We start from the raw sequence: 22153 nt of genomic DNA, 5'->3' as shown, positions 1-22153 counted from the left end.
CCCGTAGCGGCCGCCCCGACCACCGCTCGCCGGGTGCACGGTGAGCCGTCCCACCGGAACGGCCGGTGGGAGTCGGAGGTGTGGCGATGGCGGACATCGCGTACGTGCTGCTGCTCGTCGGTGGCTTCCTGGTGCTCGCGCTGACCCTGCGCGGACTGGAGCGTCTGTGATCGCGAACGTCGTCGGGGCGGTCATCGCCCTGGCCCTGCTCGTCTACCTGTTCATCGCGTTGATCCGCCCGGAGAGGTTCTGATGTCGTCCACCGTCGCCGGCCTGCTCCAGGTCGGCGCGCTCCTCGTGCTGCTCGCCGCCGTGTACGCGCCGTTCGGCAACTACATGGCGCGGGTCTACGGGAGCGGGAAGCACTGGCGCGTCGAGCGCGCCCTCTACCGCGTCGTCCGCGTCGATCCCGACTCCGAGCAGCGCTGGACGGTCTACGCCGCCGCGCTGCTCGCGTTCTCCTTCGTCTCGGTCCTGTTCCTCTACCTGCTGCAGCGGTTCCAGGCGTTCCTCCCGCTGAGCCTGGGCCGCGGCGCGGTGGAGCCGGGGATCGCGTTCAACACCGCGGTGTCGTTCGTGACGAACACGAACTGGCAGTCCTACGTGCCCGAGACCGTCATGGGCCACCTGGTGCAGATGGCCGGGCTGACGGTGCAGAACTTCGTGTCCGCCGCGGTCGGGATGGCCGTCGCCGTGGCGCTGGTGCGCGGGTTCGCCCGCACCGGGTCCGACCGCATCGGCAACTTCTGGGTCGACCTGACCCGGGGCGTCACCCGCATCCTGATGCCGATCTCGGTGGTCGGCGCGATCGTGCTGGTCGCGCTGGGCGTCACGATGTCGCTGAAGGCGGGCGTCGACGTCACCGGTGTCGACGGCTCGTCGAGCACCGTCGCCCTCGCCCCGACGGCGAGCCAGGAGCTGCCCAAGCTGCTGGGCACCAACGGCGGCGGGATCTTCAACGCGAACTCCGCGCACCCGTTCGAGAACCCCAACGCGTTCACGAACATCCTGGAGGTCTTCCTGCTGCTGGTGATCCCGGTCTGCCTGACGCGCACGTTCGGCGTGCTGGTGCGCGACACGCGCCAGGGACACCTGCTGATCGCCGTGATGGGCGCGCTGTGGGGCATCCTGCTCGCCGTCGCGTGGTGGGCGGAGAGCAACCCGAACGGACCCGCGCACCTGCTCGCGGGCGGGGCGCTGGAGGGCAAGGAGACCCGCTTCGGGATCCCGTCCTCGGTGCTGTTCGCGATCTCCACCACCGGCACGTCGACGGGCGCGGTCAACAGCTGGCACGACGGCTACACCGGCCTGGGCGGCGGGATGGCGCTGCTGAACATGCTGTTCGGAGAGGTCGCACCGGGAGGGGTCGGCGCGGGTCTCTACGGCATCCTCGTGCTGGCGATCATCGCGGTGTTCCTGGCCGGGCTGATGGTCGGGCGCACCCCGGAGTACCTGGGCAAGAAGCTCGGGCGCGTGCAGATCACCGCCGCCGTCGTGGCGATCCTCGCGATGCCGACGATGGTGCTGCTCGGGACGGGCGCCGCGCTCGCGCAACCGGTAGAGCTCGACGCGGCGCTGAACAACTCCGGCGCGCACGGTCTGTCCGAGGTCCTCTACGCCTACGCCAGCGCCGCGAACAACAACGGCAGCGCGTTCGCCGGGATCACGGTCACCAGCGGCTGGTTCCAGGCCTCGCTGGGCGTCGCGATGCTGATCGGGCGGTTCGTGCCGATCCTCGCGGTGCTGGCCCTGGCCGGATCGCTCGCCGCGCAGAAGCGCGTCGAGCCCGGGGCGGGGAGCCTGCCGACGTCCGGGCCGCTGTTCGGCGTGCTGCTCGGCGGCACCGTCGTCCTCGTCGCCGCACTCACCTTCTTCCCGGCCCTCGCGCTGGGCCCGTTCGCGGAGGCGTTGGCATGACCGCAGTACTGGACAAGCCCACCGAGACCGTTCCGGGCGGGGCGTTCGCCCCGTCGCAGCTCGTCGCGTCGCTGCCCGAGGCGTTCCGCAAGCTCGACCCGCGCGCCCAGCTCCGCAACCCCGTCATGTTCGTGGTCTGGGTCGGGTCCGTGCTGGTCACGGTGCTGACGATCGTGGAACCGAGCGTCTTCTCCGTCCTGATCGCGGTGTGGCTGTGGTTCACCGTGCTGTTCGCGAACCTCGCCGAGGCCGTCGCGGAGGGCCGCGGCAAGGCGCAGGCGGAGTCGTTGCGGCGCACCAAGAAGGAGTCGGTCGCCCGCAAGGTCGACGGGACCGAGGTCCCCGGCACCGAGCTGAGGGTCGGCGACCGCGTCGTCGTCGAGGCGGGGGAGGTGATTCCCGGCGACGGCGACGTCGTCGAGGGCATCGCCACCGTCGACGAGTCGGCGATCACCGGCGAGTCCGCTCCGGTCATCCGCGAGTCCGGCGGCGACCGGTCCTCGGTCACCGGCGGCACCACGGTGCTGTCGGACCGGATCGTCGTGGAGATCACGACGAAACCGGGGGAGTCCTTCGTCGACCGGATGATCGCGCTGGTCGAGGGCGCCGAACGGCAGAAGACGCCCAACGAGATCGCGCTGACGATCCTGCTCTCCGCCCTGACGATCATCTTCCTGCTCGCCGTCGTGGCGCTGCAGCCGATGGCGGGCTACTCGGGCGCGCAGCAGTCGCTGGTCGTGCTCACGGCCCTGCTGGTCTGCCTCATCCCGACGACGATCGGTGCGCTGCTGTCCGCGATCGGCATCGCCGGGATGGACCGGCTCGTGCAGCGCAACGTGCTCGCGACGTCCGGCCGGGCCGTCGAGGCGGCCGGGGACGTCGACGTCCTGCTGTTGGACAAGACCGGCACCATCACCTTCGGCAACCGGCAGGCGACCGACCTGGTCCCGACCGGCGGGGTGTCGCCCGACGAGCTCGCGGCGGCGGCGCGGCTGTCCAGCCTCGCCGACCAGACGCCGGAGGGCCGGTCGATCGTGGTGCTCTGCGCGGAGCGGTACGGCCTGCCGGGGGAGGCCACCCGCGACGAGGCCGTCGCCGAGTTCGTGCCGTTCACGGCGCAGACGCGGATGTCCGGCGTCGACATCGGGGGCCGCGAGATCCGCAAGGGGGCCTCGTCGGCCGTCGCCGGGTGGGTCGGGTCGCTCGACGCCGAGGTGACCGACGTCGTCAACGCGATCAGCCAGGGCGGCGGCACCCCGCTCGTCGTGGCCGAGCGCGGGCGGGTGCTGGGCGTCGTCCAGCTCTCCGACGTGGTCAAGCCCGGCATGCGCGAGCGGTTCGACGAGATGCGCGCCATGGGCATCCGCACCGTCATGATCACCGGGGACAACGCGCTCACCGCCGCGGCCATCGCGCGGGAGGCGGGCGTCGACGACTTCCTCGCCGAGGCCACCCCCGAGGACAAGATGGCGCTGATCAAGAAGGAGCAGGCCGGGGGCCGGCTGGTCGCCATGACCGGGGACGGCACCAACGACGCGCCCGCGCTCGCGCAGGCCGACGTCGGCGTCGCGATGAACACGGGGACGGCCGCGGCCAAGGAGGCCGGCAACATGGTCGACCTCGACTCGAACCCCACGAAGCTCATCGAGATCGTGGAGATCGGCAAGCAGCTGCTCATCACCCGCGGCGCGCTCACCACGTTCTCCGTGGCGAACGACCTCGCGAAGTACTTCGCGATCCTGCCGGCCATGTTCGCGGTGCTCCACCCGCAGCTGGGGCGGCTCAACGTCATGGCGCTGGCGACACCGCAGTCGGCCATCCTCTCCGCGGTCGTCTTCAACGCGCTGATCATCGTGGTGCTCATCCCGCTGGCGCTCAAGGGCGTCCGGTACCGCCCTGCCAGCGCGGCGAACCTGTTGCGCCGCAACCTGTTGATCTACGGACTGGGTGGCGTCGTCACGCCGTTCGTCGGCATCTCCGGAATCGACCTGCTCGTCCGCCTCATCCCGGGAATGGGGATCTGATGCTCACCTCCATCGCCCGCCAGTCCGGCGCCGCCCTGCGCGTGCTGCTGGTCATGACCCTGCTCCTCGGGGTCGTCTACCCGCTCGGGATCTGGGCGATCGCCCGCATCCCGGGCCTGTCCGGGCCCGCCGAGGGCTCGGTGATCCACTCCGCGGACGGCACGGCGGTCGGGTCGTCGCTGATCGGGATCGACCCGGTCGCGTCCGATCCCACCGACGACCCGTGGTTCCACGCCCGGCCCTCGGCCACCGCGGAGGACGAGCTGGGCCTCGGCCCGGGTGACCCGTCCACCTCGGCGGGGGCCAACCTCGGCGGCTTCGACGAGGGCCTGGTCGAGACGATCGCGGCCCGCCGGGAGGCGATCGCGGCCCGTGAGGGCGTCGACGTCTCGCAGGTGCCGGTCGACGCGGTGTCCAGCTCGGCGTCGGGCATCGATCCCGGGATCTCCCCGGAGTACGCGGCGCTGCAGGTCGCGCGGGTGGCCCGGGTGACCGGACTGCCGCTGGGGCAGGTGCAGGCGCTGGTCGCCGACGCGACGACCGGCCGGGTGTTCGGATTCCTCGGCGAGCCGACGGTGAACGTGACGGAGCTGAACCTCGCGGTGGCGGGGGCGCGGGGCTGACCGGGATGGCAGCAAAGCCACCTTGCCGCCGTGAGATGGCGGGAAGGTGGCTTTGCTGCCACCGGGGTGGGCCGCAGGGAGGAGGATGGCGCCGTGGGTGAGCGGGGAGAGTTGCGGATCTACCTCGGGGCCGCGCCGGGCGTCGGGAAGACCTTCGCCATGCTCGGCGAGGCGCACCGGCGGCTGGAGCGGGGCACCGACGTCGTGGTCGGGCTCGTGGAGACCCACGGCCGGGCCCGGACCGCCGAGCTGGTCGGGGGGTTCGAGACGGTGCCCCGCCGCCGCTACGTGCACCGCGGCACCACGCTGGAGGAGATGGACGTCGACGCCCTCCTCGCCCGCGCCCCCGAGGTCGCGATCGTCGACGAGCTCGCGCACACCAACGCCCCCGGCTCCCGCAACGCCAAGCGCTGCCAGGACGTCGCGGAGCTGCTGGAGGCCGGGATCGACGTCCTGACCACGGTCAACGTGCAGCACCTGGAGTCCCTCAACGACGTGGTGGAGCGGATCACCGGGGTCAAGCAGCGCGAGACCGTGCCCGACGAGGTGGTGCGCCGCGCGGAGCAGATCGAGCTCGTCGACATCACCCCGGAGGCGCTGCGCCGCCGCATGGCGCACGGCAACATCTACGCCGCGGAGAAGGTCGACGCCGCGCTGAGCAACTACTTCCAGCCGGGCAACCTCATCGCGCTGCGCGAGCTGGCCCTGCTCTGGGTCGCCGACCAGGTCGACGTGGCGCTGCAGCGCTACCGCACCGACCGCTCCATCACCGACACCTGGGAGACCCGCGAGCGGGTCGTCGTCGCCGTCACCGGCGGCACGGAGAGCGAGACGGTGGTGCGCCGGGCCGCGCGGATCGCGAAGCGGGCCGGGTCGGCCGACCTGCTGTGCGTGCACGTCCTGCGCGGCGACGGGCTCGCGGGCGCCCCGGTCGGGGCGCTGGCGACGCTGCGCAAGCTCGCCGACGACGTCGGCGGCTCGTTCCACACCGTCGTCGGCGACGACGTACCGGACGCCCTGCTCGACTTCGCCCGCGGCGTCAACGCCACCCAGCTCGTGATCGGCACGTCCCGGCGCTCCCGGCTGGCCCGCGCCCTGGACGAGGGCATCGGCTCGCAGGTGGTGCAGGACTCCGGACCGATCGACGTCCACATGGTCACCCACGCCGAGGCGGGCGGGCGGGCCCTGCGGCTGCCCGCGCTGCGGTCCGGGATCCCCGGCCCGCGCGGCGCGCTCGGCTGGGTGCTGGCCCTCGTACTTCCCGGGCTGGCCACCGGGATCGGGGTGCTGCTGCTGGAGGTCATCGACCTGTCCACCGACGTCGTCCTGTTCTTCCTGGCGACGGTGGTGGTGGCGCTGGTCGGCGGGCTCGGGCCCGCGGTGGCGGCGGCGCTCGTCGGCGGGCTGCTGCTCAACTTCTTCCTCACCCCGCCCACCGGCAGCCTGACGATCGCGCAGCCGGAGAACGTCGTGACGCTGGTGGCGATGGTGCTGGTCGCCGTGCTCGTCGCGCTCGTCGTCGACCGGGCCGCACGGCGCACCGAGCAGGCGGCGCGGCTGCGCACCGAGGCGGCGCTGCTCGCGTCGTTCTCGCGCACCGTCCTGACCCGCACCGACCCGCTGCCGCGGCTGCTGGAGAAGGTCTCCGAGGCGTTCGGGCTGTCGTCGGTGGCCGTCCTGGAGCGGTCCGACGGCGGGTGGCGCCGCGTCGTGGAGGTCGGGCCGCCGGTCTGCGACCGCCCGGACGAGTGCGACGTCGACGTGGCGGTGGAGCCCGGACTGCACCTCGTCGGGCGCGGCCGCGCGCTCGCGGCGGCCGACCGGCGGCTGCTGGAGACCGTCGGCGGGCAGGCCCTGCTCGCCCTGCGCAGCCAGCGCGACGCCGCCGACGCCGCGGCCGCCCGTCGCCGCGCCGAGGCGACCGAGCTGCGCAGTGCACTGCTCTCGGCCGTGGGGCACGACCTGCGCACGCCGCTGACCTCGATCAAGGCCGCAGCGGGGAGCCTGCGCGACGAGCACCTGCGCCTCTCCGCCGCCGACAGGGCCGATCTCGCCGCCACCGTCGAGGAGTCGGCGGACCGGCTCACCGCCCTGGTCGACAACCTGCTCGACTCCTCCCGGCTCGCCGCGGGTGCGGTCGTCCCGCTGCTCGCGCCCGTCGGCTACGACGAGGTGGTGGTGCCCGCGCTCGCCGGGGTGGAGGGGGCGGCGCGGGTCGAGGTGGAGGTCGACGAGACGCTGCCCGACGTGGTCGCCGACGCCGGTCTGCTCGAACGGGTCGTCGCCAACCTCGTCGACAACGCGCTGCGCCACGGCCGCGGTGCCCCGGTCGCGGTGCGGGCGAGCGCCTACGCCGACCGCGTCGAGCTCCGCGTCGTCGACCGCGGCCCGGGGAAGGCGCGTGAGGACCTGTTCGCGGCGTTCCAGCGCAGGGGTGACCGCAACGCCACCGGTGGGGTGGGGCTCGGGCTCAGCGTCGCGCGCGGGTTCACCGAGGCGATGGGCGGTTCGCTCGCCGCCGAGGACACCCCGGGGGGCGGGCTGACTCTGGTCGTCGCGCTGCCCGCGGCCCGCCGGCCGGTGCCGGTCACGTGACGCGCGTCCTCGTCGTCGACGACGACCCGCAGATCCTGCGCGCGTTGCGGATCAACCTCACCGCGCACGGCTACGACGTCACCGTCGCCTCCGACGGGGCGGGGGCGCTGCGCGCGGCCGCCGACCACCACCCCGATGTCGTGGTGCTCGACCTCGGCCTGCCCGACCTCGACGGCACCGAGGTGATCGCCGGGCTCCGCGGCTGGACCCCGGTGCCGATCATCGTGCTGTCCGCGCGGGTCGAGTCGACCGACAAGGTGCGGGCGCTGGACGCCGGCGCCGACGACTACGTCACCAAGCCGTTCGGGATGGCCGAGCTGCTCGCCCGGCTGCGGGCGTCGGTGCGCCGCGCCGCGGTGGCGACCGTCGACGGGGAACCGGTCGTCGACGCCGGGGACTTCCGGGTCGACCTCGCCGCGAAGAAGGTCGTGCGCGGCGGCACCGAGGTGCACCTGACGCCGACCGAGTGGGGGATCCTCGAGCTCCTGGTGCGCCACCGCGGCAAGCTCGTGGGCCAGCGGGACCTGCTGCGTGCCGTCTGGGGGCCCGGGTACGGCAAGGAGACCAACTACCTGCGGGTCTACCTCGCCCAGTTGCGGCGCAAGCTCGAGGTGGAGCCGTCGCGGCCGCGGCACCTGATCACCGAGGCGGGCATGGGGTACCGGTTCGAGGTGTGAGACCCCTCGCGGCCGGGCACCGATCCGGCCCGCCGGGCCGTTGTTCCCACGTGCTCTCCGAGGTGGTCCGTGAACTCGCCCCCGTCGTCGGCGTCGGCCGGCGCACCCTGCGCCGTCATCCCGTGTGGACCGCGACCGGGCCCGGCGTCGGGCACGGCCTCGGCGTCGTGGTGGTGCCGGGGTTCGGTGGCGCCGACGCGTCGATGTCGGCGCTGCGGACCTGGCTCGACGCCCGCGGCTACCGGGCCTCCGGGGCCGGGCTGGGGATCAACGTCGGCTGCACCGCCTACCTCGTCGACCGCCTCGAGCGCCGCGTCGCGGAGCACGCGGCGGCCACCGGCGGGCCGGTGGTGCTCGTCGGGCACAGCCGCGGCGGCTGGATCGGGCGCCTGGTCGCGGTGCGCCGCCCCGACCTCGTCCGCGCGCTGGTCATGCTGGGCACCCCGGTCCTCGACCCGCTCGACACCCGGGCCGCGGTGACGGTCGCCTGCCGCGCACTCGTCCGGCTCTCCGACCTGGGCCTGCGCGGGCTGCTGGAGCGCGACTGCCTCGACGGGACCTGCCGCGCCGCCACCGAGGCCGGGCTGAACGCCCCGCTGCTGATGCCCGCCGTATCGGTCTACTCCCGCAGCGACGGCGTCGTCGGCTGGCGGTCCTGCCTCGCCCCCGACGCCGAGCACGTCGAGGTGACCTGCGGTCACACCGCGATGGTGCAGGATCCGGCGCTGTTCGCCGCACTGGCCCCACGCCTCGCCGCATGGGTCCCCCGGCCGGAGTGACCCGGGGTAGGATCGACACGACGTGCGAGCGACCTCATCGGGGCCCGCGGCACGCGACCCGAGGGAGTCACGGACACGTGAGCTGGACCGGAAGCCCCACCACCAACGACGAGGGCGGCCGGTTCGCCGCCGCCCAGGTCGCCAACGAGATGAGCAACGACCTCCAGAACCGCCGCGCCGCGCGCGTGGTGGCCGGCCGGGCGATCGACGTCGACGACTGCGCCGAGATGCTGGCCATGTTGGGCCTCGACGCGAACGAGCGCGTCGCCGTCGACTGACCCGTCGCGCGGGGGCTCAGTCGAGACCCCCGCGCTTCACCAGCTGCGCGGCGATGACGTTGCGCTGGATCTCGTTCGTCCCCTCGCCCACGATCATCAGCGGGGCGTCGCGGAAGTAGCGCTCCACGTCGAACTCGGTGGAGTAGCCGTACCCGCCGTGGATGCGCACCGCGTCGAGGGCGATCTCCATGGCCGCCTCCGAGGCGAACAGCTTCGCCATCCCCGCCTCCAGGTCGCAGCGCTGCCCGGTCTCGTACCGCTCGGCGGCGTGCAGGATCAGCTGCTTGGCCGCGGTGAGCTTCGTGGCCATGTTCGCGAGGTGGTTGCCGATCGACTGGTGCTGCCAGATCGGCTTGCCGAAGCTCTCCCGCTCCTGGGAGTAGCGCAGGGCGTCGTCGAACGCGGCCCGTCCGACGCCGAGCGCGCGCGCCGCCACCTGGATGCGGCCGGTCTCCAGGCCCGTCATCATCTGCGCGAACCCGCGCCCCTCGACGCCGCCGAGCAGGGCGTCGTCGGCGACGCGGTGGTCGGAGAACGTCAGCTCGCAGCTCTCGACGCCCTTGTAGCCCAGCTTGGGCAGGTCGCGGGACACGGTGAGCCCCGGACCGTGCTCGACGAGCAGGATCGAGATGCCCCGGTGCGCCGGGGACGCGTCCGGGTCGGTCTTGCACAGCAGCGCGATGAGCTGCGAGCGCCGCGAGTTGGTGATCCACGTCTTCGCCCCGTCGACGACGTACCCGCCGTCGGTGCGTCGGGCGCGGGTCGTCATCGCCTGCAGGTCGGAGCCGCCGCCGGGCTCCGTCAGCGCCATCGTGGCGCGCACCTCGCCGGTGGCCATCCGCGGCAGCCAGCGCTCCTGCTGGTCCCGGGTGCCGAACGCGACGAGCAGCTTCGCCACGACGGTGTGCCCGCCCATCGCCCCGGCCAGGCTCATCCAGCCCCGGGCCAGCTCGGCGGTGACGAGCGCGTAGCAGGGCATCGACACCGGCGCCTCGCCCCACGGCTCCGGCACGGCGAGCCCGAAGATGCCGAGCTCCTTCATCTGCTCGATCAGCTTCTCGGGGTAGGTGTCGGCGTGCTCCAGCTCGCGGACGACCGGCCGGACCTCGCGTTCCACGAACTCCCGGACGGTGGCGATCACGGCCTGTTCCTCGGTGCTCAGCTCCACGGGCCGAGCGTAGAGTCACGCGGGCCCGGGTCCCCGACGGAGAGGCGGAGATGGTCGTCCTGCCCCGCCTCCGGTTGTCCCGACTCCGCCTGCCCCGACCGAGGTTGCCCCGTCCACGGTTGCCGCACCTCCTCGGACGACCGGTGCGCACCGGTCCGGGGCCCGAGGCGCTCGCGGTCCTGGCCGCGGGCCGGCGGATCGCGATCGAGCTGCGCGACGGCCTCGACGCACCGCGGGCGGCCGGTGCGGCCCGCGAGCTGCGCCGCCTGCTCGACGTCACCGCGGTCGGCCTGGTCGGGCTCGACGGCGAGACGCAGTGGGGCGGGCGACCCGACAACCCCGCCACCGCCGCACAGCTGATCGAGCGCGTGCGGCGCACCGACTCCCGATCCGTGCGTGGCGACCTCGTCGCGTTGCCGGTGCACGCCCGCGACGAGCTGGTGGGCGTCCTCGTCACCCAGGGCCGGTTGTCGGCCGGCCAGCTGCGGGAGGCCGCGGCGTGGGTGGGCGAGGCGCTGGAGCGGGGCCGCCTCGAGGCATCGGCCGGGGTCGCGGAGGCCGCCGAGCTGCGGGCGCTGCGCGCGGAGATCTCTCCGCACTTCGTCTACAACTCGCTCACGGTGATCGCGTCGTTCGTGCGCACCGATCCCGAGCGGGCCCGGGAGCTCATGCTCGACTTCGCCGCCTACACCCGGCACAGCCTGGCCCGCAGTGGCGACTACACGACGGTCGCGGGCGAGTTCGCCGCGATCGAGGCGTACCTCGCGCTGGCCAGGGCGGTGCTGGGGGAGCGGTTGCGGGTGCAGGTCCGGATCGCGCCGGAGATCCTGCCCGTCGCCCTGCCCTATCTCGCACTGCAGCCGCTCGTGGAGAACGCGGTGCGGCACGGGGTGGAGCTCGGTCCGGGCGGGTTGATCCAGGTCACCGGCGAGGCGCAGGGGGGCGAGTGCGTGATCAGCGTCGAGGACGACGGGGCGGGCATGGACCCGGCCTACGCCGCCGACGTGCTGGCCGGGCGCGGGAAGCCGGGCAGCCTCGGCCTGGTCAACGTCGACCGCAGGCTGCGCAGCGTGTTCGGGCCCGGCTACGGCCTGATCGTGGAGACCGCCGACGGCGCCGGCACGCGGGTGGTGCTGCGGGTGCCGCGGTTCCAGCCGGGGGTGGCGGCCACGTGATGCGCGTCCTGGTCGTCGACGACGTCGAGCCCGCCCGCGACGAGCTGCGGCGGCTGCTGCTGGACTCCCCGGGTGTCGACGAGGTGGCGACGGCCCCGGGTGCGGTCGAGGCGCTGCGGCAGATCCAGGCCGGGCCGGTCGACGTGGTGTTCCTCGACGTGTCCATGCCCGCGATGGACGGCATGGAGCTGGCGTCGCTGCTCGCGCGGATGACCGACCCGCCGATGGTCGTGTTCGTCACCGCGTTCGAGGAGCACGCGGCGTCGGCGTACGGCATCGGGGCGGTCGACTACCTGCTCAAGCCGGTCGGCCCGGAGCGGCTCGCGGCCGCGCTGGACCGGGTCCGCCGCTTCGCCGCCGCCGGGCTCGGGGACCAGCCGCCCGGCGAGCCGGTCGACGCACTGGCCGCCGTCCCGGTCGAGCTGGGCGGGCGCACCCGGTTCGTCCGCCGCGACGACGTGCGGTTCGTCGAGGCCCAGGGCGACTACGTGCGGCTGCACACCCCGGGAGGCGGGCACCTGGTGCGCATCCCGATCTCCCGGCTGGAGGAGCACTGGCGGCCCGCCGGGTTCGTGCGCGTGCACCGCAGCTACCTGCTGGCCGTGGGGGCGGTGCGGGAGCTGCGCAGCGACGTCAGCGGAGGGCTGCTCGCGCACACCGACGCCGGTGACGTCCCGGTGAGCCGCCGCCACGCCCGCGACCTGCGCGAGCTGCTCCTGGAGGCGGCCACGCGCGGCGACTTCGACCCCCGGGGCCGGCGATGACGGGGGGTCGGCGGTGACCAGGCAGCGCCGCGTCGCGGTCACCAGCCCGCAGACCAGCCTGGTGATCGCGCGCAGGCGCGCGGGCGGGCGGGTCGACCCCCCGCACCTCGCCGCGGCCGACATGGAGCGCGCCCGCCGGCTGCACCGCGAGCAGTTGCGCCGCGCGATGGGGGCCGTCGCGGGACTGGCCGGACTGATCATCGGACTACCGCTGGTGCTGGCCGCGTTCCCGGATCTCGACGCCGTGCGCCTCTACGGGGTGCCCGTGTCCTGGCTCGCGATCGCGGTCCTGCCCTACGTCGTGCTCGTCGGGCTCGCGTGGTGGCAGCTGCGCCGGGCCGAGGCGGCCGAGGACGGCCGGTGACCGGTCCACGATGATCATCGCCGGGATCGTGCTCGTCGTCCTCGCGGCGCTCCTGATCGGGGCGCGCGGAGTGGCCGCGATGCGCAGCACGTCGGACTTCCTGGTCGCCTCGCGGCGGATCTCGCCCGTGCTGAACGCGGCGGCGGTGTCGGGGGAGTACCTGTCGGCTGCCTCGTTCCTGGGCGTCGCGGGGCTCGTCGTCAAGGACGGGATCGGGGCGCTGTGGTACCCGGTCGGGTTCACCGCGGGCTACCTCGCGATGCTCGCGCTGGTGGCGGCGCCGATGCGGCGCACCGGCGCACTGACCGTCCCCGACTTCGCGGAGGCCCGCCTCGGGTCCGCCGGCCTGCGGCGCCTGTCCGCGGTCGTGGTGCTGGTGATCGCCACGCTGTACCTGGTGCCGCAGTTCAAGGCGGCGGGGCAGGTGCTCGCGGTGGTGGCGGGCACGCCGTACTGGGTCGGGGTCGTCGTCGCGGGGGCGGCGGTGTCGATCACCCTGGCGCTGGGTGGGATGCGCGCGGCCACCTACGTACAGGCCTTCCAGTTCGGGCTGAAACTGCTGCTGTTCGTCGTCCCGGCCATCTGGCTGGTGCTCAGCGTGACCGGCGAGACGCGCGCGGCGGCGCTGTCCCCGGTGGAGTTCACGACGTTCACGCGCGACACCCCCGTCGACTTCCGGCTCGGCACGGAACTGAGCGTCACCGAGCCGACGACCGTCGCCGTCGACGGGGCGGAGCGCACCCTCGCCCCGGGCCGGTACGTCGTCGACGCGGGCAGCACGTGGGTGTTCGCGGCGGGCTCGGACGTCCCCGACGTCGACGGGGCCGTCCCGCCAGGCGGCGAGGGCTGGTCGCGGCCGCTGCTCGACCCGGGCGGCGCGGGCTACCCGGTGCTCACGACACTGTCGATCCTCGTCGCCACCGTGCTGGGGACGATGGGCCTTCCGCACATCCTGGTGCGCTTCCACACCAGCCCCGACGGCCGCGGCGCGCGGCGCACCGCGGCGATCACCGTGGCCCTGCTCAGCACGTTCTACCTCTTCCCGGCGGTGTACGGGGTGCTCGGTGCGGTGCTGCTGCCCGAGCTGTACCTCTCCGGCGGCACCGACACCGTCGTGGTCTCCCTGCCCGCGCGCGTCGACGGCGGGTTCGCCGGCTCGCTGTTCACCGCCCTGCTGACGGCCGGGGCGTTCGCCGCGTTCCTCGCCACCTCGCTCGGTCTGCTGCTCGCGATGTCCGGGGCGGTGTCGCACGACCTGCTGCCCGGTACGACCCTGCGCCGGCTGCGGCTGACCTCGCTCGGTGCGGCCGCACTCGTGGTCATGCTGGCCCTGCCCGCGGTCCACCTCGACGTCGGAGTGCTGGTGACCTCGGCGTTCGCCGTCGCCGCCTCCACGTTCTGCCCCCTGCTCGTGCTCGGCATCTGGTGGGCCGGGCTCACCGCCCGCGGCGCCGTCGTCGGGATGGTGGTGGGGCTGGTCTCCTCCGCCGGGGTGATCGGCGTCGATCTCACGCTCGGGTCCCCGGAGGGCATCGCCTCGATCCTGCTGGGCCAGCCCGCGCTGTGGTCGGTGCCGCTCGCGTTCGCGACGATGGTCCTGGTGTCGTTGCGCGGCAGCCCACCCGCGTGGGCCGCCGCCGCGATGCTGCGCCTGCACCTGGACGAGACCCGCCCCCGTTCCTGATCGTGCTCACGCTGTGTGACCGTTGGACGGCATCCCCGACCGTTCGTCGACCGTTCGTCGACCGTGCGGGCTATGTGTCGTGCGCCACTTCCGGGTGGGAACTCGGGCCGCTTTCCTGAGCGTCCGTTCCGATCGGAGAACTGCGGTCGGACGAGTGCGAGGAGGCACCGTGAGTACCACCGATCCGTCTCCGGCGGCGGCGACCCGGGACTGGCAGGCCATCGAGGCCGAGCCGGACTTCCAGGAGCTCCGTCGCAGGTTGCGCAGTTTCGTCTTCCCGGTCACCGGCCTGTTCCTGGCCTGGTACGTGCTGTACGTGCTGCTGGCGACGTACGCCACGCCGATCATGTCGATCAAGGTGCTGGGCAACATCAACCTGGGGCTGCTGCTCGGCCTGCTGCAGTTCGTGTCGACCTTCGCGATCACCGCCTGGTACGTGAAGTTCGCCGACCGCAGGCTCGACCCGCTGTCCAGCTCGATCCGTGAGGGCATTCAGGGGGCCGACAAGTGAACACCACCGTGCTCGCCCAGGGCGGGGTCGAGGGCAGCGACCCGATCCTCAACATCACCATCTTCGGGCTGTTCGTCGTCTTCACGCTCGGCATCGTCATCTACGTGAGCCGCCGCGCCACGTCGAGCGCCTCGGACTTCTACACCGCGGGCGGCGGCTTCTCCGGCCCGCAGAACGGCGTCGCGATCTCCGGCGACTACCTCTCCGCCGCGTCGTTCCTCGGCATCGCCGGTGCCATCGCGCTCAACGGCTACGACGGCTTCCTGTACTCGATCGGGTTCCTCGTCGCCTGGCTCGTCGCGCTGCTGCTGGTGGCCGAGCTGCTCCGCAACACCGGCAAGTACACGATGGGCGACGTCCTCGCGTTCCGCATGCGGCAGCGGCCCGTCCGCGCCGCCGCGGCCACGTCGACGCTCGCGGTGTCGTTCTTCTACCTGCTCGCGCAGATGGCGGGTGCCGGTGGTCTCGTCGCGCTGCTGCTCAACGTCACCGACGGGTTCGGGCAGTCGATCGTCATCGCGATCGTCGGCGCGGTCATGATCGCCTACGTCCTCATCGGCGGCATGCGCGGCACGACCTGGGTGCAGATCATCAAGGCGGTCCTGCTGATCGCGGGCGCCGGCATCATGACGATCTGGGTCCTCGCGCTCTACGGCTTCAACTTCTCCGCGGTGCTCGCCGACGCCGTCCGTGCGGGCGGTGAGACGGGTGAGGCGCTGCTCAACCCGGGCAAGCAGTACGGCAAGAGCGCGCTCACCCAGATCGACTTCCTGTCCCTCGGGCTCGCGCTCGTGCTCGGTACCGCGGGCCTGCCGCACATCCTCATGCGCTTCTACACCGTGCCCACGGCCAAGGAGGCCCGCCGCTCGGTGGTCTGGGCGATCTGGCTGATCGGCCTGTTCTACGTGTTCACGCTGGTCCTGGGCTACGGGGCGGGTGCACTGGTCGGCCCCGAGGCGATCCGGGCGGCGCCGGGTGGCGCCAACTCGGCGGCCCCGCTGCTGGCCTACGAGCTGGGCGGCACGGTGCTGCTCGGCATCATCGCGGCGGTCGCGTTCGCCACGATCCTCGCGGTCGTCGCGGGTTTGACGATCACCGCGTCGGCGTCGTTCGCGCACGACATCTACGCCAACGTGATCAAGAAGGGCGAGCTGTCCGACCCGAACGAGGAGGTGAAGGTCGCCCGCATCACGGCGGTCGTCATCGGCGTCGTCGCGATCTTCGGCGGCATCCTGGCCAACGGCCAGAACATCGCGTTCCTCGTGGCGCTGGCCTTCGCGGTCGCGGCCTCGGCGAACCTGCCGACGATCCTGTACTCGCTGTTCTGGAAGCGCTTCAACACCTCGGGCGCGCTGTGGAGCATCTACGGCGGCCTCGGCGTGACGGTGATCCTGATCGTCTTCTCGCCGGTGGTGTCGGGCAAGCCCGTCGACGCCGTCACCGGGAAGAGCGCGTCGATGCTGCAGGGCGTCGACTTCCACTGGTTCCCGCTCGACAACCCGGGCATCGTCTCGATCCCGCTGTCGTTCCTGCTCGGTTACCTCGGCACCGTGCTGAGCAAGGAGAAGCCGAACGCCGACAAGGTCTCCGAGATGGCGGTCCGGTCGCTGACCGGGGTCGGCGTCGAGAAGTCGGTCGCGCACTAGACACCCCGAACCCCGGGGACCGAACGGCCCTCCCGTCCACCACGAGTGGACGGGAGGGCCGTTCGTCGTCCGGCCAGGGGACTAGCCCAGCGCGCCGGTCAGGACCGCGACGACCACCGCGAGCCCGAACACGACCACCGCGGTGCCCCCGACGACGACCGCCCGCCGCGGCGACGCCGTCGGGTCCGCGAGCAGCAGCCGCGTGCGCCCCCGCCCGAGCGCGGCGAGCAGCAGCGCGAGGACCAGGCCGAGTGCGGCGAGGACGAGCGCGCCCGAGCCGGGGTCGTCGAGGTGGCGCACCGCGAGCAGCGCGCCACCGGTCAGCATCGCGAGCGCGGTGCGCTCCCAGGCCAGTGCGGTGCGCTCGGTCGCGAGCCCCGGCGGCGCGCTCACCGCGGGCCGCCGACCAGCAGCAGCACCGCCACGGCCAGACCGAGGGCGCCCAGCGCGGAGCCGAGCAGCAGCGGCATCCGCGTCGGCGGCAGGTCCGCGCCGCGGGTCATCGCGTCCTGCACGCGGTGCCAGCGCCGCATCGCCCCGGCGGCCACGGCCACGCCGAGCCCGGCCAGCACCACCCCGACGACGTGTCGGGCCCCGTCGACGCCGAACTCCGGCACCAGCGCCGCGACCGCCACCCCGGCGGCGACGAGCGCGAGCGAGGTCCGCAGCCAGGCCAGGAAGGTGCGCTCGTTGGCGAGGGTGAAGCGGGGGTCCGGGGCGGTCACGCGGGCACCCGACCGGCGACGCCGACCCGGACGGAGCGGGTCGCGACGGTGGGCCGGGCCGCGACCAGTGCGCCGTGGAGTGCGACGGCCGGCCCGCCCAGCGCCGCGGAGCCGCTGTGCGGGGTCAGCGCACGGGCGCCGGTGACGACCGGGAACGTGGACGACGACCAGGCCGACGAGAACGGCGGGTGCGCCCGGGCGGTGTGCACCGAGACCGCGGTGGCCAGCGCCGCCCACAGGAACGCGAAGCCGAGCACCGGCACACCGTAGACGAGCCCGAGCACGACGAACGCCGTGGCGCACGGCTCGGGCAGGGCGAGCGGGGCGACCGCTCCGAGCAGGGTCACCGCGGCTGTCGCTGCCGCGGGAGCTGCGGGCGGTCTCGGTCGACGGCCCGGCCCGGCCCGCGACCTGCTGCGGATCGCCCACCGTCCCGGAGCGCCCGGCCCCGGTGGCCTGGGTCGGGCCGGCTCGCGGGCGGCGCGCCGCCGCCGCTCCTGCTCGTGCATCGCCTCGTCGGCGGCCTGCCACGCGCCGGGCAGCCCGGCGACGACGCTGTGCGGAGCGTGCCCGAACCGGCCCCGGACGTGCCTCGGGGCCCGACCGATTCGGCCGGGCCCCGAGGTGTCCCGAACTGACGCGCTGCTCCCACCACGAAGCAACGTGGCTGAAGTTAGCCTAACCTGATTTCTGACGCAACCCCTTGCGGTCGGAGATCATCCCGATACAGTTAGGGCAACCTAACTCGGAGGTCCAGTGCGCAGTCCGTCCCGCCGGTCCGGTCCCGGCACCGCCGAGATCGCCCGCACCGTGCTCGGTCACGCCCCGCTGCTCGACGTCGGGTGCGGGGCCGACGTCGAGGTGGTCGACGTCCGCGGGATCGGCGACGACGGGTCGCTGGTGCTGCTGGTCGGCGCGGAGGGCCCGCTGGCGAGGCGGCTGTGCGAGGACTCGCGGACGGACGACGTCTGCACCGTGCGCGCGGCACTGCTGAGCCCGATCGCGGGCCCCGACCGCGTCCTGCACACCCTGACCCTGCACGGCCGACTCGAACCGGCCGCAGAGGTCGAGCCCGCGCTGGACGCCGTCCTGCGGAGCCACCCGGACCGCTCGGCCGAGGTGGTCCTGCGCCCCGACGCGTCCGCCCTGCTCCGGGTGCGTCCCCTGCACCTCGAGCTCGACGGCGAGCTCGTCGACCCCGCGGCCCTCGCCGAAGCGCCCGACGATCCGATCGCCCACGGCAGCGACGAGTTCGTGTCGCACCTGCTGCACGACCACCCGGACGCGGTGGTGCGACTCGCCCTCCTGCTGCGGCCGGTCGTGCTCGCCACGGCCCGCGCGATCGCCCCGGTGCGGGTCGACCGCCACGGCCTGACCCTGCGCGTCGACTCCCCGGTGTGCTCCGAGTACCTCCGGCTGGACTTCCCGGCGGCCCTGCGCGGCCCGGCGGACCTGCCCGCGGCGATACGGGAGCTCCGGCGCCGGGCGGCGCAGGTGAGTGCCTGCCCGATCAGCCCCGACGCGATCAAGGAGCGCCCGTGAGCACCGACGAGGTGACGGCCCGCCAGGTCGAGGTGCGGGAGGTGGTGCGGCTGTCGCCGAGCCTCGTGCGGGTCCGGCTCGGCGGGCCCGACCTCGACGGCTTCGAGTCGCTCGGGGTACCCGACGAGGGGTGCGTGCTGCACTTCCCGGCCGGGCCCGACGGCGAGCCCGACCCGGAGATCGGCCGCTGGTACACCGTGCGCCGGATCGACGCCGGGCTGCTCACCGTCGACGTCGTCCTGCACGAGGGCGGGTCCGGGGGTGAGTGGGCCGCGGTCGCGCGGGTCGGTGACCGGCTGCGGATCACCCACCGCAACAGCTGGTACAGGCGGCCGGAGTCGGCGGAATGGCAGCTGCTCGTCGGTGACGTCACCGCGCTGCCGACGATCGGCCGGATCGTCGAGGAGACCGCGTCGACGGTCCCGACGACGGTGCTGGTCGAGGTGCCCGACACCGGTGACGCGCAGCCCCTCGACGGCGTGGACGCGACCTGGGTGCACCGGCCCCGGCTGGCCACCGAGGGGAGCGGGATGGAGGCGCTGGTGCGCTCGGCCGTCCTCCCGGACAGCCCGGGGTACGTCTACGTCGCGGGGGAGGCGGCCGCGACCCGGGCGGTGCGGAAGTACCTGAGGCACGAGGCCGGGCTGCCCACCGGGTCCTACGGCGTGGTCGGCTACTGGCGGGTCGACGGTGAGTGCTGGAAGCGGCGGTACGCGGAGTCCGGCGTCGACACCGTCGCCCTGTACCAGGCCGCTCAGGCCGAGGCGGAGCGGGTCGGGGGCGGCCACGGGGAGGAGGTCCGCGACATCTACGAGCGCAAGCTCGCCGAGGTCGGGCTGCTCTGAACCGGTCACCGACGCAGGACCCGGCTACCGCAGCAGGGTCGCGAACGCGGCGAGCACCTCGCGGCTGCGGGCGTCGGCGGCGGGTACGGTGCCGAGGAACGCGAAGTAGCCGTGGATCAGGCCCGGACCGTCGAGGTGCGTCACGGGCACGCCCGCGGCGCGCAGCCGCTCGGCGTAGGCCGCGCCCTCGTCGTGGAGCGGGTCGAACTCCGCCGTCGCCACGACGGCGGGCGGGAGACCGGCCAGGTCCGGGGCGGTGAGCAGGTCGACGCGCGGGTCACCGGCCTGTGCGGGCGTCGGCGCGTACTGCCGGTAGAACCATGCCATGTCGGCGGCGGTGAGGAAGCGGCCCTCACCGTTGCGTCGCACCGAGTCGTGCGCCATCGACGGGTCGGTGGCCGGATAGACGAGGAGCTGCGCGGCCAGTGCCGGCCCGCCCTCATCGCGGCTGTGCAGGGCCAGCCCGGCGGCCAGGCTGGCCCCGGCGCTGTCACCCGCGACGGCGAGGGGGCGTCCCGGGAAGCAGGCCGCCACCTCCCGCAGCGCCGCCCACGCGTCGTCCACGGGCGCCGGGTGCGGGTGCTCCGGGGCGAGGCGGTAGTCCAGCGCGACGACGGTCGCGCCCACCGCGTTCGCCACACGGCGGCACACGGGATCGTGGGTGTCGAGGTCACCCATCACCCAGCCGCCGCCGTGCAGGAACAGCACCACGGCGTGGGCGGGGTCCGGGGTGTAGATGCGGACGGGGAGTGGCCCGTCCGGCCCCGGCACCGTCGCGTCGACGACGGACGCGACGCGTTCGGGCACGAAGTCCTGGCCGCGCCGGGCGAGCGAGAGCGCCCGGTAGTGCGCGCGCGTGTCCTGCGCGGTGCCCCGCACCAGCGGTAGCGCGCCGGCGTCGGTCAGCCGGGTGATGAGGGCGGTGAACTCGGGGTCCAGCGGCACGGACGGCCTCCTCGGGTCGACGGTGATCGTCGATCACTCTGCCGGTCGGCCCGGCGTGCTCGCCACCAGGAGCGGGCGCCGATGGTGCACCATGACGGCATGTCGTCCCCGGAGCTGACCGAGGTGTTCACCGCGCCCGCGACCAGCGCGGATAGCCGCACCCACCGTGGGCCGGGGCGCGCAGCCCATCGGCTGTCCTAGAGCACCGGGCCACCCTGCCACCGCGAGAGCGGTCGACGTGGCACGGGCGTGGGCCTCGGCGACGACGAACGGCACCCCCGTCGACCAGGTCGGACGGGGGTGCCGTTCGTGGCGTGCGGACCTGCCTAGTCCAGGTAGTCCCGGAGGACCTGGGACCGGCTCGGGTGGCGCAGCTTCGACATCGTCTTCGACTCGATCTGCCGGATCCGCTCCCGGGTGACCCCGTAGACCTGGCCGATCTCGTCGAGTGTGCGGGGCTGGCCGTCGGTGAGGCCGAACCGCAGTCGCACCACGCCCGCCTCGCGCTCGCTCAGCGTGGCCAGTACCGACTGGAGCTGGTCCTGCAGGAGCGTGAAGCTGACCGCGTCGACCGCGACGACCGCCTCGGAGTCCTCGATGAAGTCACCGAGCTGGCTGTCGCCCTCGTCACCGATGGTCTGGTCGAGCGAGATGGGCTCCCGGGCGTACTGCTGGATCTCCAGCACCTTCTCCGGGGTGATGTCCATCTCCTTGGCGAGCTCCTCGGGCGTGGGCTCGCGGCCCAGGTCCTGGAGGAGTTCGCGCTGTATGCGGCCGAGCTTGTTGATGACCTCGACCATGTGCACCGGGATACGGATGGTGCGGGCCTGGTCGGCCATCGCGCGGGTGATGGCCTGGCGGATCCACCACGTCGCGTAGGTCGAGAACTTGTAGCCCTTGGTGTAGTCGAACTTCTCGACCGCGCGGATCAGACCGAGGTTGCCCTCCTGGATCAGGTCCAGGAACGCCATGCCGCGGCCGGTGTAGCGCTTGGCCAGGGAGACCACGAGCCGGAGGTTGGCCTCCAGCAGGTGGTTCTTGGCGCGCTCGCCGTCGCGGACGATCCAGCGCAGGTCGCGCCGCAGCTGCGGGGAGACCTTCTCGCCGGCGTCGATCGCACGGCGCAGCCGCTCGGCGGCGTAGAGGCCGGCCTCGATGCGCTTGGCGAGCTCGACCTCCTCCTCCGCGTTGAGCAGCGCGACCTTGCCGATCTGCTTGAGGTACGCGCGGACCGAGTCGGCCGAGGCGGTGAGCTCGGCGTCCTTGCGGGCCTGGCGCAGGGCCTCGGACTCCTCCTCGTCCCACACGAAGTCCGAGGACTTCGTCGGGGTGGAGGAGCGCTCGCGCGGGCCGCGACGGTTGGCTCCGGTGTTGGCCGGCTCGTCCTCGTCGTCGTCCTCGTCGTCGTCGTCCTCGTCGGTGGCCTTGCCGGGCACCTGGACGCCCTTGGCCGGCGCCTCGGGCGTCACCTCGACGTCGTCGAGGTCGACCTCGACCTCCTCGAGGTCGGCACCCTCGGGGGAGCCGTCGAGCTCGCCCGGGTCGGCGTCGGGACCGTCGAGGTCGGCGGGCTCGCCGTCCTTCTTGGCGGGGGCCGCCTTGGTGCCGGCACGGGCGCGCGGCTTGGGCGCGGCCTTGGCCGCGGGGGCGGTCTTCGCCCGGGGCGCCCGGCGCGCGGGGGTGGGAGCCGTGGCCTGGTCGGCCGTGGGCTCGGTACGGGTTGCGGAATCTGCGGCTGCCACCTAGGCCCTCTCACTACGGTGCGCTGGTGAGCCGGACGATCACATACCGGCTGCCTGACGAGATCTGTGGGACGTTGACCCGCCGGGTCGCCGCCCGGGAACATCGGAGGGGCGGCCCCGCAGCGGGGTGTATGGCCATTGTAACTGCG

Annotated in this window: 22 protein-coding genes; 16 read left to right on the top strand and 6 right to left on the bottom strand. The window is 73.6% G+C overall.

The genetic code is table 11. The features are described from left to right. The first annotated feature begins 166 nt into the window (after nucleotides 1–166). The 8 genes from kdpF (at nucleotide 167) to I4I81_RS10300 (ending at nucleotide 8893) form a co-directional block, all read left to right on the top strand. On the top strand, nucleotides 167–253 hold the full coding sequence (gene kdpF / locus I4I81_RS10335; protein ID WP_218601940.1) for a K(+)-transporting ATPase subunit F: 87 nt from the start codon (nucleotides 167–169) through the stop codon (nucleotides 251–253). Further along, nucleotides 253–1917, top strand: coding sequence for a potassium-transporting ATPase subunit KdpA (gene kdpA / locus I4I81_RS10330; protein ID WP_218601935.1), 1665 nt, complete (start codon nucleotides 253–255; stop codon nucleotides 1915–1917). Before kdpF ends, kdpA begins: the two co-directional genes overlap by 1 nt. Continuing rightward, nucleotides 1914–3941: a potassium-transporting ATPase subunit KdpB gene (kdpB, locus tag I4I81_RS10325; RefSeq protein ID WP_218601934.1), complete on the top strand. Its 2028-nt coding sequence runs from the start codon at nucleotides 1914–1916 to the stop codon at nucleotides 3939–3941. The genes kdpA and kdpB overlap by 4 nt, the downstream gene beginning before the upstream one ends. Next, the gene (locus I4I81_RS10320) at nucleotides 3941–4564 is read left to right on the top strand and encodes a potassium-transporting ATPase subunit C (protein ID WP_218601933.1); all 624 of its coding nucleotides are present in this window, start codon (nucleotides 3941–3943) and stop codon (nucleotides 4562–4564) included. Before kdpB ends, I4I81_RS10320 begins: the two co-directional genes overlap by 1 nt. A 93-nt stretch (nucleotides 4565–4657) precedes the next feature. Continuing rightward, nucleotides 4658–7159 carry a sensor histidine kinase gene (locus tag I4I81_RS10315; protein WP_226363868.1) on the top strand — a complete coding sequence of 834 codons (2502 nt, stop codon included), beginning with the start codon at nucleotides 4658–4660 and terminating at the stop codon, nucleotides 7157–7159. Then, nucleotides 7156–7836: a response regulator gene (locus I4I81_RS10310; protein WP_218601932.1), complete on the top strand. Its 681-nt coding sequence runs from the start codon at nucleotides 7156–7158 to the stop codon at nucleotides 7834–7836. The genes I4I81_RS10315 and I4I81_RS10310 overlap by 4 nt, the downstream gene beginning before the upstream one ends. Before the next feature lie 50 nt (nucleotides 7837–7886). Continuing rightward, on the top strand, nucleotides 7887–8615 hold the full coding sequence (locus I4I81_RS10305) for an alpha/beta fold hydrolase (protein WP_226363867.1): 729 nt from the start codon (nucleotides 7887–7889) through the stop codon (nucleotides 8613–8615). 77 nt (nucleotides 8616–8692) lie between these two features. Then, nucleotides 8693–8893, top strand: a complete 201-nt coding sequence (locus tag I4I81_RS10300) for a hypothetical protein (RefSeq protein WP_185722928.1) — start codon at nucleotides 8693–8695, stop codon at nucleotides 8891–8893. 16 nt (nucleotides 8894–8909) lie between these two features. On the opposite strand, the gene I4I81_RS10295 is transcribed toward I4I81_RS10300, so the two are convergent. Continuing rightward, nucleotides 8910–10061: an acyl-CoA dehydrogenase family protein gene (locus I4I81_RS10295; protein WP_218601931.1), complete on the bottom strand. Its 1152-nt coding sequence runs from the start codon at nucleotides 10059–10061 to the stop codon at nucleotides 8910–8912. Nucleotides 10062–10204: 143 nt separating this feature from the next. Between I4I81_RS10295 and I4I81_RS10290 the strand changes: the two genes are divergently transcribed. The 6 genes from I4I81_RS10290 (at nucleotide 10205) to I4I81_RS10265 (ending at nucleotide 16205) form a co-directional block, all read left to right on the top strand. Further along, complete coding sequence (locus I4I81_RS10290) at nucleotides 10205–11236, top strand: sensor histidine kinase (RefSeq protein ID WP_226363866.1); 1032 nt, start codon at nucleotides 10205–10207, stop codon at nucleotides 11234–11236. Beyond that, nucleotides 11236–12000, top strand: a complete 765-nt coding sequence (locus I4I81_RS10285; RefSeq protein WP_218601938.1) for a LytR/AlgR family response regulator transcription factor — start codon at nucleotides 11236–11238, stop codon at nucleotides 11998–12000. The genes I4I81_RS10290 and I4I81_RS10285 overlap by 1 nt, the downstream gene beginning before the upstream one ends. Nucleotides 12001–12013: 13 nt before the next feature. Then, nucleotides 12014–12364: a DUF485 domain-containing protein gene (locus tag I4I81_RS10280; RefSeq protein WP_218601929.1), complete on the top strand. Its 351-nt coding sequence runs from the start codon at nucleotides 12014–12016 to the stop codon at nucleotides 12362–12364. A 10-nt stretch (nucleotides 12365–12374) separates the two neighbouring features. Next, nucleotides 12375–14048, top strand: a complete 1674-nt coding sequence (locus tag I4I81_RS10275; protein WP_218601928.1) for a sodium/solute symporter — start codon at nucleotides 12375–12377, stop codon at nucleotides 14046–14048. Nucleotides 14049–14217: 169 nt separating this feature from the next. Then, entirely contained in the window at nucleotides 14218–14559 is a 342-nt protein-coding gene (locus I4I81_RS10270) for a DUF485 domain-containing protein (protein WP_218601927.1), read from the top strand. Continuing rightward, on the top strand, nucleotides 14556–16205 hold the full coding sequence (locus I4I81_RS10265) for a monocarboxylic acid transporter (protein WP_226363865.1): 1650 nt from the start codon (nucleotides 14556–14558) through the stop codon (nucleotides 16203–16205). Before I4I81_RS10270 ends, I4I81_RS10265 begins: the two co-directional genes overlap by 4 nt. Nucleotides 16206–16286: 81 nt before the next feature. On the opposite strand, the gene I4I81_RS10260 is transcribed toward I4I81_RS10265, so the two are convergent. Genes I4I81_RS10260 through I4I81_RS10250 form a run of 3 tightly spaced genes read right to left on the bottom strand, consistent with a single transcriptional unit; the run spans nucleotide 16287 to nucleotide 17439 of the window. Then, nucleotides 16287–16598 (bottom strand): DUF202 domain-containing protein, encoded by a 312-nt coding sequence (locus I4I81_RS10260; protein WP_218601926.1) that lies wholly within the window; start codon nucleotides 16596–16598, stop codon nucleotides 16287–16289. After that, nucleotides 16595–16930: a YidH family protein gene (locus I4I81_RS10255; RefSeq protein ID WP_218601925.1), complete on the bottom strand. Its 336-nt coding sequence runs from the start codon at nucleotides 16928–16930 to the stop codon at nucleotides 16595–16597. The genes I4I81_RS10260 and I4I81_RS10255 overlap by 4 nt, the downstream gene beginning before the upstream one ends. Beyond that, complete coding sequence (locus I4I81_RS10250; RefSeq protein WP_372453543.1) at nucleotides 16927–17439, bottom strand: SLAC1 family transporter; 513 nt, start codon at nucleotides 17437–17439, stop codon at nucleotides 16927–16929. The genes I4I81_RS10255 and I4I81_RS10250 overlap by 4 nt, the downstream gene beginning before the upstream one ends. Before the next feature lie 247 nt (nucleotides 17440–17686). Between I4I81_RS10250 and I4I81_RS10245 the strand changes: the two genes are divergently transcribed. Together I4I81_RS10245 and I4I81_RS10240 are read left to right on the top strand one after the other, a co-directional pair. Beyond that, a complete protein-coding gene (locus I4I81_RS10245; RefSeq protein WP_218601923.1) occupies nucleotides 17687–18472 on the top strand; it encodes a DUF2470 domain-containing protein in 786 nt (261 codons plus the stop codon). Then, nucleotides 18469–19317, top strand: a complete 849-nt coding sequence (locus I4I81_RS10240; RefSeq protein ID WP_218601922.1) for a siderophore-interacting protein — start codon at nucleotides 18469–18471, stop codon at nucleotides 19315–19317. Before I4I81_RS10245 ends, I4I81_RS10240 begins: the two co-directional genes overlap by 4 nt. A 24-nt stretch (nucleotides 19318–19341) precedes the next feature. Here I4I81_RS10240 and I4I81_RS10235 read toward each other — a convergent pair whose 3' ends face one another. Both I4I81_RS10235 and I4I81_RS10230 read right to left on the bottom strand, forming a co-directional pair. Further along, on the bottom strand, nucleotides 19342–20262 hold the full coding sequence (locus I4I81_RS10235) for an alpha/beta hydrolase (protein ID WP_218601921.1): 921 nt from the start codon (nucleotides 20260–20262) through the stop codon (nucleotides 19342–19344). 326 nt (nucleotides 20263–20588) lie between these two features. Next, the gene (locus I4I81_RS10230; protein ID WP_218616003.1) at nucleotides 20589–22004 is read right to left on the bottom strand and encodes an RNA polymerase sigma factor; all 1416 of its coding nucleotides are present in this window, start codon (nucleotides 22002–22004) and stop codon (nucleotides 20589–20591) included. Nucleotides 22005–22153: the final 149 nt, after the last annotated feature.

The sequence above is a fragment of the Pseudonocardia abyssalis genome, from assembly GCF_019263705.2.
Taxonomy (GTDB): Bacteria; Actinomycetota; Actinomycetes; order Mycobacteriales; family Pseudonocardiaceae; genus Pseudonocardia; species Pseudonocardia abyssalis.
Note: the sequence above shows the minus strand (reverse complement) of the source record. Positions and strands in the feature narration are given on the sequence as shown.

Bases quoted from the DNA above. Each gene is read 5' to 3' on its own strand.
- kdpA (WP_218601935.1), top strand. From the start codon at position 253: ATGTCGTCCACCGTCGCCGGCCTGCTCCAGGTCGGCGCGCTCCTCGTG.
- kdpB (WP_218601934.1), top strand. From the start codon at position 1,914: ATGACCGCAGTACTGGACAAGCCCACCGAGACCGTTCCGGGCGGGGCG.
- I4I81_RS10320 (WP_218601933.1), top strand. From the start codon at position 3,941: ATGCTCACCTCCATCGCCCGCCAGTCCGGCGCCGCCCTGCGCGTGCTG.
- I4I81_RS10285 (WP_218601938.1), top strand. From the start codon at position 11,236: ATGCGCGTCCTGGTCGTCGACGACGTCGAGCCCGCCCGCGACGAGCTG.
- I4I81_RS10275 (WP_218601928.1), top strand. From the start codon at position 12,375: ATGATCATCGCCGGGATCGTGCTCGTCGTCCTCGCGGCGCTCCTGATC.
- I4I81_RS10250 (WP_372453543.1), bottom strand. From the start codon at position 17,439: ATGCACGAGCAGGAGCGGCGGCGGCGCGCCGCCCGCGAGCCGGCCCGA.